Here is a 16,083-nt window from a genome sequence, read left to right on the forward strand (position 1 = left end):
TGCGAGGGAGGCGGCGGGCCAGCCCTCGCAATGTCGTCTACTCGGCGCTGCTCACCAGCCGGATGTGCGGCTCGGCCAGTGCGATCAGGCTGCGATAGGCGGCGAGATAATCCAGCGCCATGCGCCGCGCCGTGAAACGCTGCTCGAAGCGCTCGCGCACGCCGGCGCGGCTGAGATGGTGCAGGCGGTTCACGGCCGCGACCGCGCTGAGCTCATCCTCGACGATGAAGCCTGTGACCCCGTCCTCGATCACCTCGGGAACCGAGCCACGATTATACGCGATCACTGGCGTGCCGCAGGCCATCGATTCGATCATCACCAGACCAAACGGCTCGGGCCAGTCGATCGGCAGCAGCAGGCCGAGAGCGCCGGACAGGAACTCCGGCTTTTCATGGTCGCCGATCTCGCCGATGAAATCGATCAGCGGATTGCCTTTGATCAGCGGCCGGATCTGCTGGTCGTAGTAGTCCTGGTCGGCGCGGTCGACCTTGGCGGCGATCTTCAGCGGCATGCCACAGCGCATCGCGATCTTGATGGCGCGGTCGACGCCCTTTTCCGGTGCGATCCGTCCGAGGACCGCCAGGTAGCTCGGCGTGACCGGTTTTGGCGTCAGCAGCTTCTCCGGCAATCCATGCAGGACGGTGCGGACCCAGTTCGCGTTCGGCACCGGACGGCGCTGCGCGTCCGAGATCGATACGACGGGAACATCCTTGAAGACGGAGAACACGGGCTGATGCTCCGGGAGGTCGAGCCTGCCGTGCAGCGTGGTCAGGAACGGTGTCGGTTGCCGGTGAAACAGCGAGAACGGATAGTAGTCGAGATGGAAGTGCAGGATGTCGAACTCTTCCTCGTCGCATCGCTGCCGGACGCCTTCCAGCATCACCATGTGCAGCGCGTTCGGATCTCTCACGGAGCCGTCGAGGCGCAACGCCCTTGGCCAGGTCGGAGACAGCTTCGCCGACGTCTGCGAATCCCCGCTGGCGAACAGGGTGACATCGTGCCCGAGAGCGACGAGTTCTTCGGTCAACCAATGAACGACCCGTTCCGTGCCGCCATACAGCTTCGGAGGCACAGCCTCCGTCAATGGAGCAACCTGCGCGATGCGCATCTCACCGTCTCCTCTTCGTGATCATGAGTGAAGCCCCCATGGCACCGGCACTGCCAAGGAGCGGGAACGTGCGGTGCATCTGTGAAGTTCCCCTCGCGCGATCACTCTTTATTCGACGTAACGTGTTCCCTCCGACCTCATTGATGCCATCCGACGCTCCAACGCTCTGACCGCGCCGTCGTCAGGGCTGCTGTGCGGGAACCGCGGAAACGGTTCATCGTTCACTGGCCGCAAATGGATGTCGCCGACATCAGATCATCGGGACTACAATGGATCAGCTTTCAGGCTACGCCCACCGGCCGTTTCCGTTCGTCATGCGCTATCTGCGCCATCGTCCGGCAGCCCATCTCATCATTCTGCTCTCAGTCGTTGGCGCAGTTGCCTGCTCGGTAGGCACGCAATACGGCGTGAAGTTCCTCGTCGACAGTCTCTCGGCCGGACCGCACGGCAACGGAGCTGTATGGGCGGCGTTCGCGCTGCTGATGCTGCTGATCGCCGCCGACAACGTTCTCTGGCGGGTCGCCAGCTGGATCGCGAGCTTCACCTTCGTCAGGGTGACGGGAGATCTTCGCCGCGACATCTTCCGTCATCTCACCGGCCATGCACCGAGCTACTTCGGCGATCGCCTGCCGGGCATGCTGTCGAGCCGCATCACCGCAACGTCGAACGCCGTGTTCACGGTCGAGAACATGTTCGTCTGGAACGTGCTGCCGCCCTGCATGGCGACGCTGGCGGCGATCGGACTGATTGGAACCGTGAGCGGTCCCATGGCGATCGCACTGCTGCTGATCGCGGTGATGATGGTGCTGGCGATGTTCCGTCTGGCGGCGGCCGGCAAACCGCTGCATGATGACTTCGCCGACAAGGCGGCGATGGTCGATGGCGAAATGGTGGACGTGATCTCCAACATGCCGCTGGTCCGCGCCTTCTGCGGGCTGCGTCATGAACATGACCGCTTCGACGCGACCGTCGACAAGGAGCTGGAGGCGCGCGGTCGCAGTCTTCGTTACCTCGAGAAGCTTCGCATCCTGCATGCGACGGTCACGATCGTGCTGACGGTGGCGCTGATGGCCTGGGCAATCTCACTTTGGCAGCGGGGCGGCGCGACGACGGGCGATGTCGTGCTGGTCTGCACGCTCGGGCTCGGCATTCTCAGCGCGACGCGTGATCTCGCCGTGGCGCTGGTCGACGTGACCCAGCACGTGGCGCGGATGAGCGAGGCGATCGCCACCCTGCTGCAGCCGCACGAGCTGCGCGACCACCCCGAGGCGGAGCCGCTGGTCAAGAGCGGCGCCGCGATCGTGTTCGACAACATCACCTTCCAGTATCCCGGCGGCCACAAGCTGTTCGAGAACTTTACGCTGCGGCTGCAGCCGGCTCAGCGCGTCGGGCTGGTCGGGCAATCCGGTGGCGGCAAGTCGAGCCTGTTCACCTTGCTGCAGCGGTTCTACGATCCGCAAGTCGGGCGCATCACGATCGATGGCCAGGACGTCGCCAAGGTGACGCAGCAGAGCCTTCGCGAGGCGATCTCGGTGGTTCCGCAGGACATCTCGCTGTTCCACCGCTCGATCCTGGAGAACATCCGCTACGGCCGCCCCAGCGCCACCGACGACGAGGTTTTGCGCGCCGCCATCGCCGCGCGCTGCGATTTCGTCGAGACGCTGCCTGAGGGATTGCAGACCATGGTCGGCGATCGCGGCGTCAAGCTGTCGGGCGGCCAGCGCCAGCGCATCGCGATCGCGCGCGCCTTCCTCAAGGATGCGCCGATCCTGCTGCTCGACGAGGCCACGGCCGCGCTCGACAGCGAGTCGGAGGAGGCGATCCGTGAGGCGCTGAGCCGGCTGATGCGCGGGCGCACGGTCATCGCCATCGCGCACCGGCTGGCGACGTTGCGCAATTTCGACCGCGTGGTCGTGCTCAGGGCGGGCCGGATCGTCGAGGACGGTGCACCCGACCGGCTGATGCAGAGCGAGGGTCCGTATCGCGAACTCGTGACCCAGGAGATGGACCGGCTGGCCAAATTCGCCGCCTGACACGTTCGACGCCTGATCTGTGTGTCGCGTTCCGTCCACATCGTGCACGCCCGGCCGCGCGGCCGGGCAGGCGCCAACATCGCACGAGGGAAACATGCCGGTCGAAACCGCAACCCAATTGAGCTCGATTGCATCCGAGGGGCCTGCCGAGCAGCCGTTCTACATCCCGATGACCGGGCCCGCGGCGCGGCCGCGGCGCTCGCTGAAACACGACGACACCTTCATCGTGCTCGACGGCCATGGCGACATCGGCGCGTCGGCCGGAGGGCCTGACGGCCTGTTCAACGCCGACACGCGCTATCTCGCGCGGCTCGAGCTGACGCTTGAGGACGTCCAGCCGCTGCTGCTCGGATCAAGCCTGCGCGACGACAATTCGGCGCTGACGGTCGATCTCACCAATCCGGACATCTACGAGCAGGGCCGGCTGGTGCTGCCGAAGGACATGCTGCACATCGTCCGTACCGTATTCCTGTGGCACGGCACGGCCTATCAGCGCATCGGGCTGCAGAACCATGGCGATCGCCGCGCCAGCTTCAAGATCAAGCTGACGTTCGACAACGACTTTGCCGACCTGTTCGAGGTGCGCGGCGCCGTCAGGGCGAAGCGTGGCATCGGCTCCGGCCGGCTCGTAGGGCCGTCCGACGTGATGCTCGACTATCGCGGCCTCGATGGCGCGACACGGACCACGGCGCTGCATTTCGATCCGCGTCCGAGCCGGCTCGCGGTCGATGCGGCGACCTATCATTTCGATCTTGACCCGCAGCAGTCGACCTCGCTGTTCATCGCGGTGACATGCAACGTCCGCGCCGGCGAGCAGCCGGGGCGGTTCTTCCGCAGCCTGCTCGCGCATCGCCGCGAGATGCGCCGCTGCACGCAAGGCGCGGCCAGCATCGAGACCTCGAACGACATCTTCAACGAGGTGCTGTGCCAGGCGGCGGCCGATCTCAACATCCTGATGACGGACACGCCGGAGGGACGCTACCCCTATGCCGGCATTCCCTGGTATTCGACGACGTTCGGCCGCGACGGCCTGATCACGGCGATGCAGATGCTCTGGGTCGATCCGCGCATTGCCCGCGGCGTGCTGCGCCGGCTCGCGGTGCATCAGGCTGATAAGACCGATCCGCTCGCCGACGCCGAGCCGGGCAAGATCCTGCACGAGATGCGCGGCGGCGAGATGGCTGCGCTGCGCGAGGTGCCGTTCGCCTGCTACTACGGCAGCGTCGATTCGACGCCGCTGTTCGTGCTGCTCGCCGGCCTCTACATCGAGCGCACCGGCGATATGGCGACCTTGCAGGAGCTGTGGCCTGCGATCGAGCGCGCGTTGCGCTGGATCGACGGACCCGGCGACCCCGATCGCGACGGCTTCGTTGAGTACCAGCGTGCCACAGAGCAGGGCCTCGCCAACCAGGGCTGGAAGGATTCCTACGACGCGGTCTTCCACGCCGACGGGCATCTCGCCGAGGGCAACATCGCGCTGGCCGAGGTGCAGGGCTACGTCTTCGCCGGCAAGCAGCTGGCGGCGCGCTGCGCCCGCCGGCTCGGCAAGACCGAGATGGCGGAGCGGCTGCAGGCCGAAGCGGCGCGGCTCGCTCAACAGTTCGAGGAGGCGTTCTGGTGCGAGGATCTCAACACCTACGCGCTCGCGCTCGACGGCAACAAGCAGCCTTGCAAGGTCCGCACCTCCAATGCGGGACAGCTGTTGTTCAGCGGCATGGTGCGCGAGGATCGCGCCCGCAAGGTCGCTGCCGACCTGCTGCGGCCGCATTTCTTCTCAGGCTGGGGTATCCGCACCGTCGCCCGTGGCGAGGCGCGCTACAATCCGATGTCCTATCACGACGGCTCGATCTGGCCGCACGACAACGCACTCATCGCGCTCGGACTGTCGCGCTACGGTCTCAAGCATGCTGTAGAGCATGTGTTCCGCGGCCTGTTCGAGGCGGCGTCCTACATGGATCTGCGGCGGTTGCCCGAGCTGTTCTGCGGCTTCCGCCGCGAGAAGCACCGTGGTCCCACGCTCTATCCGGTGGCCTGTGCGCCGCAGGCCTGGGCCAGCGCAACGCCGTTCACCTTGCTCGAGGCGGCGCTGGGGCTCGAATTCGATGCGGATTGCGGCCAGATCCGTCTCCGTAACCCGCGGCTGCCGGCGTTTCTCGACTGGGTGGTGCTGCACGATCTCCGACTCGGCGGTGCGGCGATCGATCTGCGCATTCGCCGCCACGGCGAGGACGTCTCCATGGAGGTGCTGCGCCGCCGCGGCCAGATCCAGGTCTCGCTGGTGCTGGCGCAATGAGGCGGCCGGTACGCACCCTTCGTCGCGCCGCTCGTAGCTGCGCGGTCATGCTGCCGCTGCTCGCGGCGTTGCATGCGGACCATGGGCAGGCGCAGCAGCCGTCACCGACACCGCCGGCCAAGGACGCGGCCGCGCCGCCGCCGTCGGTCACCATTCTGGGAGCACGCGACGCGCATAGCGTGCTTGGCCGCGACGTGCGCAGTTCGGCCGGCGAGGACATGGGCCGCATCGTCGACGTCATCGTCGATGCCGCCGGCACGGTGCGCGCCGCTGTGGTCGATTTCGGCGGCTTCCTCGGCGTCGGCAGCCGCAAGATCGTGGTCGACTGGACCGCGCTCGATTTCAAGCACGTCGCGGAGAAGAGCGATCAGGTCACGCTCGACCTCACCAAGGAACAGGTGAAGGCCGCGCCTGAATACAAGGAGGACAAGCCCGTCGTCGTGCTCGGCGCGGCCGGAAAACTGTCTCCCTGGAATTTCGAGCACTGAATCGATGCGTGCGACCGCAAAGTCCGCCGCCGCGTGCGGAGGGATTTCGCGGAGACATGTCTCCGCAACTTCATCCGACGCGAAGCGTTGACTGCCATGCCGATTGCGCGGCCGTCAATATCATCCGACCAGGGCGCCGAGCCGCACGGCGCGGACGAGTCGCGCCCGGATCCGGCGCGCGGTCATGGCCATGCCGGCAAGCCCGCGCCGTCGCGACAGAGCCTGCGCGGGCTCGACTGGTTCATCTTCTTCCTGGCCGACGTGCAGACCGGATTCGGGCCCTTCATCGCGGTGTATCTGACGACGCAGAAATGGACCCAGGCGCAGATCGGCCTGGTGCTCTCGATCGGCGGTCTCGTCGGGCTGATCGGCCAGATGCCGGGCGGCGCCATCATCGATGCGGCCAAGTCCGAGCGGCGCGTCGCCGGGCTTGCCATCGCCGCCATCGGCTGCAGCGCGCTGGCCTATGCCGCATGGCCGATCTTTCCCGTGGTCGCCGGCGCTGCAACCTTGCACGCGGCGGCGAGCTGCGTGCTGGGGCCGGCGATCGCAGCGATCAGTCTCGGGCTGGTCGGGCCGCGCGGCATGGCGGAGCGACTCGGGCGCAATGCGCGGTTTGCGTCGCTGGGCAACGGCGTGGCCGCGGCTGTGATGGGGACGTGCGGCTATCTGCTCTCCAGCCGCGCCGTGTTCCTGGTCACTTTCATTCTCGCCTTTCCGACGCTGATCGCGCTGTCGCGGATCCGCGAGCACGAGATCGACGTCGCGCGTGCGCACGGCCGCGCCGATCTGGAGGACAGGGAGGTTGCACGGCTCTCGAATCTGCTTGGCTTGCTGCGCCAGCGTGCGCTGCTCGTGTTTGCGCTCGGCGTATTCCTGCTGCAGCTCGCCAATGCGGCGATGCTGCCGCTGATGGCCGGCGTGGTGACGACAAAGTCGAGCGAGTGGGCGCCGATGCTGATCGCGTTCTGCATCGTGGTGCCCCAGGCGATCGTGGCGCTGACCTCGCCGTCGGTCGGCGCATTGGCACAGCAATGGGGCAGGCGGCCGCTGCTGATGCTGGGATTTGCCGCGCTCGCGATCCGCGGCGTGCTGTTCGCCGTGGTGCACGACCCCTACGTGCTGGTGGTGGTGCAGATCTTCGACGGCGTCACCGCTGCCGTGTTCGCGGTCATGATTCCACTGACGGTGGCCGATGTCGCGTTCGGCAGCGGCCATTTCAATCTGGCGCAGGGAATTGTCGGAACGGCGTCGGGTATCGGCGGCTCGTTGTCCACCGTCATCGCCGGCTTTGCCAGCGACCAGTACGGCAGTCTCACCGCCTTCATGGGCCTGTCCGGCGTGGCGCTGACAGGCCTTCTTCTCATCGCGCTGCTAATGCCCGAAACCGGGCAGCGCGTTCGCAGGGTGTGAACGGCAAGGACGCCTCAGGCGTCCATGCTGCGCAGGCGCTGACGGTTGCGCAGCACGATCTGGCGGGCGCCGGAGAAGCCGAGAACGCCTTGGCTGTGCAGCTGCGACAGCGCGCGCGACACGGTCTCGAGGGTCAGGCCGAGATAGTCGCCGATGTCGCGGCGGCACATCGGCAGCGCCATCATGCCGGCGACGGCGAGGCGGCGGTCCATTTCGAGCAGGAAGGTCGCGACGCGCTCCATCGCGGTCTTGCGGCCCAGCAGCAGCATGTGGTCTTCGGCGTGGCGGAGATCGCCGGCGGTCATGGTCCAGAGCTTGCGGGCAACCGCGACGTCGACGCCGGCGGCCTGCTCGAGGCTGCGGCGCTTCACCAGCCGCACGGTGGTGTCGATGATCGCCTCGGCGGCGAGGCGGTGGGCGGAGCCGAATTCGAGGCCGAACACGTCGCCGGGGAGGTGGAACGCGCCGATCTGGCGGCGGCCGTCGGATAGCAGCTTGTAGCTGCGAACGGCGCCAGAAATGACCTGGTAGACGTACTCGGCCGGCTCATCCTCGCCATAGATCTCCTCGTCCTTCTTGTAGGAGAACTCGCTGGCGATCAGGCCGGCATGACCGGTGATCTCGGCAAACGGATTGGCGGCAGGAGAGGGGACGGTCTGGGAGGCGCTGGTGCTGACGACCGAATTGGTGAGCGACTGATTGAGCATGACCATCTCCTTGCGGCGGATGGCGATGTGGTACATTGCGGCTCCCGTTAAGGACATTTCGCGCGATATCTTAAGGGGGGTCCCTTACGTAGATGTACGTAGGTCGGCCGGTCAGGACGCCCTCTGGGCGGTAGCCGAATGCTCGTTGGCGATCGCCTTGCGGATGCGCTTGACGAGATTGTCGTCGAGCAGCGGCTTGAGCAGGAAATCCTGGATGCCGACGGCCGCGGCGCGCGCCTCCAGCCTGTCGTCATAATGCCCGGTGATCAGCACCACCGGCGCGGTGGCGCCTTGCTTGCGCAGCCGTTCGGCAAGCTCGACCCCGTTCAGCTCCGGCATCTTGTAATCGACGACGAAGCAGTCCACCGGCGCGTGGTCCGATGCCTTGAGCAGCGCGTTGCCGCTGCGAAACGTCCGCACGTCGAAGCCATCGGCTTCCAGCAGGAAGCGCAGCGAGCCGAGGACGTCAGCATCGTCATCGGCTACGTAGACCGTAGGTTTGATATGAGCCGACATCGCACGTGCCGCGAGAATGTGATGGTGAACCGAGGCACAACATAACACTCGATGGTGTCAAGCCAGCTTGATCTAGCTCAATCCTTCAGCGCACCGGCCCGCATCGCCAGACGAACCAGTTCGGACAGGCTGTTGGCCCCCATCTTGGTCATCACGTTGGCGCGGTAGACCTCGATGGTTCGCGGGCTGATGTCGTATTCCCGGGCGATCAGCTTGTTGGAGAGCCCAGCCATCAGCCCGTCCATCACCTGGCGCTCCCGCGGGCTCAGGCTCGCGATGCGTCCCAGGATGTCCTGCGTCGCCGATTCGTTCTTCGCTGCAGGCTCGGCCTGCCGAATCGCGAGCTCGATCATCGCGACGAGGCGCTCGTCCTCGAACGGCTTCTCGAGGAAATCGACGGCGCCGAGCTTCATCGCCTCGACGGCGAGCGGCACGTCGCCATGGCCGGTCATCACCAGGATCGGAAAGCTGCTGCCGATCGCCTTCATGCGCTTGAGCAGCTCGATGCCGTCGATGCCGGGCATCCTCACGTCCGAAACGACGCAGCCGAATGCGAGCGTCGGAAGCCGGTCGAGAAATGCTTGCGCATTGTCGAACAGGGTGACGTCGAAGCCGGAGGAGTCGAGCAGGAAGTTGAGCGAGTCCCGCATCGCCTCGTCGTCGTCGATCACATAAACCCTGGCCTGCTCAGCCATCATGCTCAACCTTGGTTGGGGCCGCCGGCAAGGTGAAGCGGAAGGTCGCGCCGCCCGCTTCGTTGTTCTCGGCCCACATGCGTCCGCCATGGGCCTCGATGATCGACCTGCTGATCGAGAGGCCCACGCCCATCCCGGTATCCTTGGTGGTGAAGAAGGTCTTGAAGAGGTTCGGAATGACGTCGTCGTGGAAGCCCGTTCCGGTGTCCGACACCGCCACCTCGATCAGGTCGTCGCTGACCCGCCGATTCGTCGCGGCGAGCTCGCGACGCCCGGACTGCGACATCGCCTCGAGAGCGTTGCGGAACAGATTGACCAGCACCTGCTGGATCTGAACCCGGTCGGCGAGCACCAGGTCGGCATCCGGATTGAGCTGGAAGCGCAACTGGACGTTCTGCTCGCGCGCACCGGCGAGGCCGAGCGCGCCGGCTTCCTCGATCAGCTTTGACAGGCTCTCGACCCGCTTTTCCGATTCGCCGCGCGAGACGAAGTCGCGCAGGCGGCGGATGATCTGGCCGGCGCGGATCGCCTGCTCGGCGGCGCGATCCATCGCGCTCTCAATCTTGCCGGTGTTCGGATCGCTGCTGCCCACCAGCAGCCGGCGCGAGCCTTTCATGTAGTTGCTGATCGCGGCGAGCGGCTGGTTGAGCTCATGCGCCAGCGCCGAGGCCATCTCGCCCATCGCGCTGAGGCGCGACACGTGGACCAGCTCGGATTGCAGCTCGCGCAGCCGCGCCTGGGTCTGCTGATGCTCGGTCAGGTCATGTGCGAAGGCAGTGAAATAAGGATGGCCGGCGGACTGCATCTCGCCGATCGACAGGTGCATCGGAAACGTCGTGCCGTCGCGTCGCTGCCCGGTCACGATGCGGCCGATGCCGATGATGTGGCGCTCGCGGCTGGCATGATAACGGCGCAGATAGCCGGAATGGCGCGAGCGGTCCGGCTCCGGCATCAATTCGCTGACGTCGAGACCGACCGCTTCCGCCTCGCTGAAGCCGAACATGCGCTCAGCGGCCGCGCTGAAGAACTGAATGATGCCGTCGCCGTCGATCACGATCATCGCGTCGGGAACCGTGTCGAGGATCGAGCGGAAGTGCTGCTCGCGCAGCCGCAGCGCTTCCTCCAGCCGCTTCTCCTGATCGACGTCGAGCGCAATGCCGCGCAGAAACCGCGGCTGGCCGGCCTCGTCGGGAACCACGCCGGCCAGCACGCGAACCCAATGGCCCCCGCCGGACACCTTGAACGACATGTCGATGCCGGTGCCCTCGCGGCGCGCATGCGCGATCGCCGCCTCGACCGGCGCACGATCCTGCGCCGCGAGCAGCGACAGGAAGGAGCTGTAGGTCACCGGCTGATCGGCAGGGACCCCGAACAGCTTTCGCGTCGTCACCGACCAGTAGAACGCGTCGGAGGCGAGGTCGAGATCCCACGCGCCGAAGCCGAGGGCACGGGCGTCCTCGGGCCTGACGGATGCATCGGGAAAAGGTTGGGTGACGCCGCGCACTTCGAAGCCTTCGATCGATTCGCCGTTCTGACGCAGCCGGGCAGGCCGGCCACCACGTCATTCTATACTAGATCGTGCCGATGCAACCCGGCCCGTCGTAACATTTGGTTCGATAATTCAACGGTTTCTCGGTTTTCCGCCGGTTCCATCTGGGGCTTTCCGGTTGTGTTCCCGTGCCGCACATTGATCTATCTCATCACGCCCGGCGATTTCACCTCTAAGACATGCATGGAAGCAATGTTTGGAGAGGCGGGATGACGTTCGCCACTGTCATGGTGAGCTTGGCGCTCAACCAGCCGAATGAAGCCCGCCTTCAGGTCGCGAGCGATCTCGCGGGCCGGTTCGAAGCGGCCCTGATCGGCACGGCAGCCGCGGAATTCACCCCGCCGCTCTATTTCACCACCGGCGAGCAGGCCCAGGATCTGATCGAGCAGGGCGAGGCGGCGCTGCTGAAGCGACTGGCCGAGCTGGAGCAGCAGTTTCGCAGCGTCGTCGGCGACCGGGCTGCGCCATTGAGCTGGCGCAGCGCTCTGGATTTCCCCGCGCGCCACGCGCTGGCGCAGGTCCGCGCCGCCGACATTCTGGTCACCGGCACTGCGTCTCACGGCATCTCCGATGCCTTCGCGATCGCAAGCCCGAAGGACCTGGTCATGCAGGCCGGCCGGCCGCTGCTGGTGGTGCCGGACAATGCGGCTTGGCTCGATCTCTCGACCGTGCTCGTGGCCTGGAAGGAGACGCCGGAGGCGCGCCGCGCCGTGAGCGATGCGCTGCCGCTGCTCGCCAAGGCCACCGATGTCGTCGTGACCGAAATCCTGGAAAACGCCTCGGACTACGACGCCTGCGAGATGCGGCTGAATGACGTGATCGGATGGCTCGCGCGTCACGACATCGTCGCCTCGGCCCGCGTCGAGGAAGCGGGGCAGAGCCGCAGCGTCGCGGCCAAGCTCGACGCTGTTGCGGCCGACCTGGCGGCTGGCCTCGTTGTTGCAGGGGCCTATGGTCATTCGCGCTTCCGCGAGCTCGTGCTCGGCGGCGTTACCGAACATCTGCTGACCCGCACTGAGCGCTGCGTGCTGCTGTCGCACTGAGATTCAACTCCGAGAACAGGATTGCCGCCTTGTACAAATTTCTCGAGGACACCGCCGGCAGCTACATGACGCGGACCATCACGACCGTGAGCCGCGACACGACGATTCGCGAGCTCGGCGAGATGTTCGACCGCGACGATTTCAACACCTATCCCGTCGTCGAGAACGACGAGGTGATCGGCATCGTCACCAAGTTCGACGTGCTGAAGTGCTTTGCCTTCACGCCGAATCAGATGCTGCCGCGCTACAGCGATCTGATGAACCGGACGGTCGCCGACGTCATGACGTCCGAGTTCATCTATGTCAGGCCGGATACCAAGCTCACGCGCGTGCTGCAGCTGATGGTCGAGCATCGCATCCGCAGCCTTCCCGTGACCGATGGCGCCAGCCGGCTGGTCGGGATCCTCGCCCGCGAGGATATCGTGAGGGCGCTCGCGGCCGCGGCCAAGGACTGACGGTAACGCCGTCTCTCCGAAACTAATACGGAAGTCTAAGACGACGTGATCCCGCATGCAGGTGCTGCGTGCGGGACGCGTCTGTTTGCGTGTATCGCGGCCGTGGCCGCCGAAGCCCGGTGGCGCAACATTGCGACGCTTTACTGGCGAACGGGTCGCAAGGTTGATTTCGATCAATTCCACGTGTGGACGATTATGGTTGCTGGTCTCGTGTTCTTTCAGCGAGATTCCGCATGAGCGCGTCCTCACCAACAAAATCCATGACCATCGGCGAAAGTGGCTTGACGCTTACTTTTGCCGTCACCGCCTTCTTGTGCGTCTTCGCTGCGGCGAAGGCACTGGATCCGGCCTTCGCGTTCCACGCCTCGCTCGCGGCTGCCGCCAGCGCGGCGTCCGTCTTCTTCATCCTCAACCGCTACTTCGAGCGCGGCGAGCTGCCGCCGCAGGAGATCAACGGCCGGCCGAACTACAATCTCGGCCCGGTCAAGTTCTCCTCGTTCATGGCCATGTTCTGGGGCATCGCCGGCTTCACGGTCGGCCTCATCATCGCCTCGCAGCTGGCCTGGCCGGCGCTGAACTTCGATCTGCCCTGGACCAGCTTCGGCCGCCTGCGGCCGCTGCATACCTCGGCGGTGATCTTCGCCTTCGGCGGCAACGTGCTGCTGGCGACGTCGTTCTACGTCGTGCAGCGCACCTGCCGCACCAGGCTCGCCGGTGACCTCGCGCCTTGGTTCGTGGTGGTCGGCTACAACTTCTTCATCCTCATCGCGGGCACGGGCTATCTGCTCGGCGTCACCGAGGGCAAGGAGTATGCCGAGCCCGAGTGGTACTCCGATCTCTGGCTGACGATCGTCTGGGTGGTCTATCTGCTGGTCTTCCTGGTGACGCTCATCAAGCGCAAGGAGCCGCACATCTTCGTGGCGAACTGGTTCTACCTGGCCTTCATCGTCACGATCGCGGTGCTGCACCTCGGCAACAACCCGGCGCTTCCGGTGTCGGTCTTCGGATCCAAGTCCTACGTGGCCTGGGGCGGCGTGCAGGACGCGATGTTCCAGTGGTGGTACGGCCACAACGCGGTCGGCTTCTTCCTGACCGCCGGCTTCCTCGCCATCATGTACTACTTCATCCCGAAGCGGGCGGAGCGGCCGATCTATTCCTACCGGCTGTCGATCATCCACTTCTGGGCGCTGATCTTCCTCTACATCTGGGCCGGCCCGCACCACCTGCACTACACGGCGCTGCCGGACTGGACGCAGACCCTCGGCATGACCTTCTCGATCATGCTGTGGATGCCCTCCTGGGGCGGCATGATCAACGGCCTGATGACCTTGTCGGGTGCGTGGGACAAGCTGCGGACTGACCCGGTGCTGCGCATGCTGGTCGTCTCGGTCGCCTTCTACGGCATGTCGACCTTCGAAGGTCCGATGATGTCGATCAAGGTGGTCAACTCGCTCAGCCACTACACCGACTGGACCATCGGTCACGTGCACTCCGGTGCGCTCGGCTGGGTCGGCTTCGTGTCCTTCGGCGCGCTGTACTGCCTGGTGCCGTGGATCTGGAACCGCAAGGGTCTCTACAGCCTCAAGCTCGTGAACTGGCACTTCTGGACGGCCACGCTCGGCATCGTGCTCTACATCTCCGCGATGTGGGTCTCGGGCATCCTGCAGGGTCTGATGTGGCGGTCCTACACGGCGCTCGGCTTCCTCGAATACTCGTTCATCGAGACCGTCGAGGCGATGCACCCCTTCTACATCATCCGTGCCGCCGGTGGCGCGCTGTTCCTGATCGGCTCCCTCATCATGGCCTACAATCTCTGGATGACGGTCCGTGTCGGTGAGGAAGAAGTTCAGTCGCCCGTCGCCCTTCAGCCGGCGGAGTGAGGTATCCAACCATGTCATTCTGGCAACGACACCAAATCTTCGAGAAGAACTCGATCATCCTGATCGTCGGCATCCTGCTGATGATCGCGGTCGGCGGCCTCGTCGAGATCACTCCGCTCTTCTATCTGAAGAGCACGATCGAGGCGGTCGACGGCGTGCGTCCCTATACGCCGCTCGAACTGGCCGGCCGCAACATCTATGTCCGCGAGGGCTGCTACCTCTGCCACTCGCAGATGGTGCGTCCGCTGCGTGACGAAGTGGAGCGTTACGGCCACTTCTCGCTCGCCGCGGAGAGCATGTACGACCACCCGTTCCAATGGGGCTCCAAGCGCACGGGTCCGGACCTTGCCCGCGTCGGCAACAAGTACTCCGACGACTGGCACGTCACCCACCTGACCAACCCGCGCGCCATCGTTCCGCAGTCGATCATGCCCGGCTATCCCTTCCTGAAGGAGACCGAGGTGAACGTCGACAACGCCGCGGATCACCTGAAGACGTTGCGGGCCGTGGGCGTGCCCTACACCGACGACCAGATCGCCAACGCCGCCGCCGACTTGAAGGCGCAGGTCGATCCGGACAATGCCGGCGCGGAGGCGCTCACCAAGCGCTATCCAAAGGCGGTGGTGCGCAACTTCGATGGCAAGACGGGTGCGCCGACGGAAATGGATGCGCTGGTGGCCTACCTGCAGATGCTCGGCACGCTCGTCGACTTCAAGATCTACAACGAAAAAGCCAATCTGCGCTGAGATCGAGAGGCGAGCATCATGAAGCCCATCATTGCAGTCGAAAACATCGCGTCGTTACTCGTAACGACGCTGTGGACCCCGATCTTCGTCGCGATCTTCATCGCGATCGTGACCTACGCCCTCTGGCCTCGCAACAAGGCCGCTTTCGACCAGGCGGCAAGCATGCCGTTGCGGGAGGAGTAATTCAACATGGCTGACCATACCGAAGTCGACAGCGTCTCCGGCACCGCCACGACGGGCCATGCCTGGGACGGCATCAAGGAGCTCAACACCCCGCTGCCGCGGTGGTGGGTGATCACCTTCTACATCACCATCGTCTGGGCGATCGGCTACTGGATCGTGTATCCGGCCTGGCCGACCATCTCCAGCAACACGGCAGGCCTGTTCGGCTACTCGTCCCGTGCGGACGTGGCGGTCGAGCTCGCCAACCTCGAGAAGATCCGCGGCGCCAAGATGGCGGCGCTCGCGACCGCCTCGCTCGCCGACATCGAGAAGGATCCGGCGATGCTTGCCCTGGCGCGTGCCAAGGGCAAGACCGTGTTCGGCGACAATTGCGCCGCCTGCCACGGTACCGGTGCAGCCGGCGCCAAGGGCTTCCCGAACCTGAACGACGACGACTGGCTGTGGGGCGGCTCGCTGGACCAGATCCAGCAGACCCTGCTGTACGGCGTGCGTTCCGGGCATCCCAAGACCCGTGAAGGCCAGATGCTCGCCTTCGGCAAGGATGGTATCCTGAAGCCGGCGGAGATCGTCAACGTCGCCAACTACGTGCGGGAATTGGCCGGTCTGCCGACCCGGCAGGGCTATGACGCCAAGGCCGGCGCCAAGGTCTTCGCCGAGAACTGCGTGGCCTGCCATGGCGACAACGCCAAGGGCAATCCGGACGTCGGTGCACCGAACCTGACCGACAAGATCTGGCTGTACGGCTCCGACGAGGCGACCGTGATCGAGACCATCACGAATGGCCGCGCCGGCGTCATGCCGGCCTGGGAGGGCCGTCTCGACCCGACCACGATCAAGGCGATGGCGGTCTACGTCCACTCGCTGGGCGGAGGAAAGTAACGGAAATCCAACGGAACTTTCCTTTCAATTGAGCTGGATCAACTGAGCGGCCGGAGGTGGACATACCTTCGGCCGCAACTGCGAGAAGACACCCC

15 protein-coding genes are annotated in these 16,083 nt (G+C 65.3%); 10 read left to right on the forward strand and 5 right to left on the reverse strand.

Annotated elements, in window-relative coordinates; genetic code table 11:
• Positions 1-37 precede the first annotated feature (37 nt).
• Entirely contained in the window at positions 38-1,108 is a 1,071-nt protein-coding gene (locus ACQR07_RS24765; protein ID WP_434904736.1) for a glycosyltransferase family 4 protein, read from the reverse strand.
• 269 nt (positions 1,109-1,377) lie between these two features.
• Here ACQR07_RS24765 and ACQR07_RS24770 point away from each other — a divergent pair, with 269 nt between their 5' ends.
• The 4 genes from ACQR07_RS24770 (at position 1,378) to ACQR07_RS24785 (ending at position 7,335) form a co-directional block, all read left to right on the forward strand.
• A complete protein-coding gene (locus tag ACQR07_RS24770) occupies positions 1,378-3,141 on the forward strand; it encodes an ABC transporter ATP-binding protein (protein WP_434904737.1) in 1,764 nt (587 codons plus the stop codon).
• 94 nt (positions 3,142-3,235) lie between these two features.
• Complete coding sequence (locus ACQR07_RS24775) at positions 3,236-5,434, forward strand: amylo-alpha-1,6-glucosidase (protein ID WP_434904738.1); 2,199 nt, start codon at positions 3,236-3,238, stop codon at positions 5,432-5,434.
• A 47-nt stretch (positions 5,435-5,481) separates the two neighbouring features.
• On the forward strand, positions 5,482-5,922 hold the full coding sequence (locus ACQR07_RS24780) for a PRC-barrel domain-containing protein (RefSeq protein ID WP_434904739.1): 441 nt from the start codon (positions 5,482-5,484) through the stop codon (positions 5,920-5,922).
• Between the two features lie 96 nt (positions 5,923-6,018).
• Complete coding sequence (locus ACQR07_RS24785; protein ID WP_434904740.1) at positions 6,019-7,335, forward strand: MFS transporter; 1,317 nt, start codon at positions 6,019-6,021, stop codon at positions 7,333-7,335.
• A 14-nt stretch (positions 7,336-7,349) separates the two neighbouring features.
• On the opposite strand, the gene ACQR07_RS24790 is transcribed toward ACQR07_RS24785, so the two are convergent.
• The 4 genes from ACQR07_RS24790 to fixL form a co-directional block, all read right to left on the reverse strand.
• The gene (locus tag ACQR07_RS24790) at positions 7,350-8,042 is read right to left on the reverse strand and encodes a helix-turn-helix domain-containing protein (protein ID WP_434904785.1); all 693 of its coding nucleotides are present in this window, start codon (positions 8,040-8,042) and stop codon (positions 7,350-7,352) included.
• A 111-nt stretch (positions 8,043-8,153) separates the two neighbouring features.
• Positions 8,154-8,558 (reverse strand): response regulator, encoded by a 405-nt coding sequence (locus ACQR07_RS24795; protein ID WP_434868162.1) that lies wholly within the window; start codon positions 8,556-8,558, stop codon positions 8,154-8,156.
• Between the two features lie 77 nt (positions 8,559-8,635).
• Entirely contained in the window at positions 8,636-9,253 is a 618-nt protein-coding gene (gene fixJ / locus ACQR07_RS24800) for a response regulator FixJ (RefSeq protein WP_434904741.1), read from the reverse strand.
• Positions 9,246-10,757, reverse strand: a complete 1,512-nt coding sequence (gene fixL, locus ACQR07_RS24805; RefSeq protein WP_434904742.1) for a sensor protein FixL — start codon at positions 10,755-10,757, stop codon at positions 9,246-9,248. The genes fixJ and fixL overlap by 8 nt, the downstream gene beginning before the upstream one ends.
• Positions 10,758-11,011: 254 nt before the next feature.
• On the opposite strand from fixL, the gene ACQR07_RS24810 reads away from it, so the two are divergent.
• The 6 genes from ACQR07_RS24810 (at position 11,012) to ccoP (ending at position 15,988) form a co-directional block, all read left to right on the forward strand.
• Positions 11,012-11,845 carry a universal stress protein gene (locus tag ACQR07_RS24810; protein ID WP_434868164.1) on the forward strand — a complete coding sequence of 278 codons (834 nt, stop codon included), beginning with the start codon at positions 11,012-11,014 and terminating at the stop codon, positions 11,843-11,845.
• A gap of 29 nt (positions 11,846-11,874) precedes the next feature.
• A complete protein-coding gene (locus ACQR07_RS24815; RefSeq protein ID WP_434868165.1) occupies positions 11,875-12,300 on the forward strand; it encodes a CBS domain-containing protein in 426 nt (141 codons plus the stop codon).
• A gap of 233 nt (positions 12,301-12,533) precedes the next feature.
• Entirely contained in the window at positions 12,534-14,180 is a 1,647-nt protein-coding gene (gene ccoN, locus ACQR07_RS24820) for a cytochrome-c oxidase, cbb3-type subunit I (RefSeq protein ID WP_434904743.1), read from the forward strand.
• Positions 14,181-14,191: 11 nt separating this feature from the next.
• Entirely contained in the window at positions 14,192-14,926 is a 735-nt protein-coding gene (gene ccoO, locus ACQR07_RS24825; RefSeq protein ID WP_434868167.1) for a cytochrome-c oxidase, cbb3-type subunit II, read from the forward strand.
• 18 nt (positions 14,927-14,944) lie between these two features.
• Positions 14,945-15,109, forward strand: a complete 165-nt coding sequence (locus tag ACQR07_RS24830; RefSeq protein WP_434868168.1) for a cbb3-type cytochrome oxidase subunit 3 — start codon at positions 14,945-14,947, stop codon at positions 15,107-15,109.
• A 6-nt stretch (positions 15,110-15,115) separates the two neighbouring features.
• Positions 15,116-15,988: a cytochrome-c oxidase, cbb3-type subunit III gene (gene ccoP, locus ACQR07_RS24835; protein ID WP_434904744.1), complete on the forward strand. Its 873-nt coding sequence runs from the start codon at positions 15,116-15,118 to the stop codon at positions 15,986-15,988.
• Positions 15,989-16,083: the final 95 nt, after the last annotated feature.

The organism is Bradyrhizobium sp. HKCCYLS20291, assembly GCF_051167715.1.
In the GTDB taxonomy this organism is placed as follows: domain Bacteria; phylum Pseudomonadota; class Alphaproteobacteria; order Rhizobiales; family Xanthobacteraceae; genus Bradyrhizobium.

Excerpts from the sequence above, each read along its gene's own strand:
- ACQR07_RS24765 (WP_434904736.1), bottom strand. The coding sequence starts at position 1,108 with ATGCGCATCGCGCAGGTTGCTCCATTGACGGAGGCTGTGCCTCCGAAG.
- ACQR07_RS24770 (WP_434904737.1), top strand. The coding sequence starts at position 1,378 with ATGGATCAGCTTTCAGGCTACGCCCACCGGCCGTTTCCGTTCGTCATG.
- ACQR07_RS24775 (WP_434904738.1), top strand. The coding sequence starts at position 3,236 with ATGCCGGTCGAAACCGCAACCCAATTGAGCTCGATTGCATCCGAGGGG.
- ACQR07_RS24780 (WP_434904739.1), top strand. The coding sequence starts at position 5,482 with ATGCTGCCGCTGCTCGCGGCGTTGCATGCGGACCATGGGCAGGCGCAG.
- ACQR07_RS24785 (WP_434904740.1), top strand. The coding sequence starts at position 6,019 with ATGCCGATTGCGCGGCCGTCAATATCATCCGACCAGGGCGCCGAGCCG.
- ACQR07_RS24790 (WP_434904785.1), bottom strand. The coding sequence starts at position 8,042 with ATGCTCAATCAGTCGCTCACCAATTCGGTCGTCAGCACCAGCGCCTCC.
- ACQR07_RS24795 (WP_434868162.1), bottom strand. The coding sequence starts at position 8,558 with ATGTCGGCTCATATCAAACCTACGGTCTACGTAGCCGATGACGATGCT.
- fixJ (WP_434904741.1), bottom strand. The coding sequence starts at position 9,253 with ATGGCTGAGCAGGCCAGGGTTTATGTGATCGACGACGACGAGGCGATG.
- ACQR07_RS24810 (WP_434868164.1), top strand. The coding sequence starts at position 11,012 with ATGACGTTCGCCACTGTCATGGTGAGCTTGGCGCTCAACCAGCCGAAT.
- ccoN (WP_434904743.1), top strand. The coding sequence starts at position 12,534 with ATGAGCGCGTCCTCACCAACAAAATCCATGACCATCGGCGAAAGTGGC.
- ccoO (WP_434868167.1), top strand. The coding sequence starts at position 14,192 with ATGTCATTCTGGCAACGACACCAAATCTTCGAGAAGAACTCGATCATC.
- ACQR07_RS24830 (WP_434868168.1), top strand. The coding sequence starts at position 14,945 with ATGAAGCCCATCATTGCAGTCGAAAACATCGCGTCGTTACTCGTAACG.
- ccoP (WP_434904744.1), top strand. The coding sequence starts at position 15,116 with ATGGCTGACCATACCGAAGTCGACAGCGTCTCCGGCACCGCCACGACG.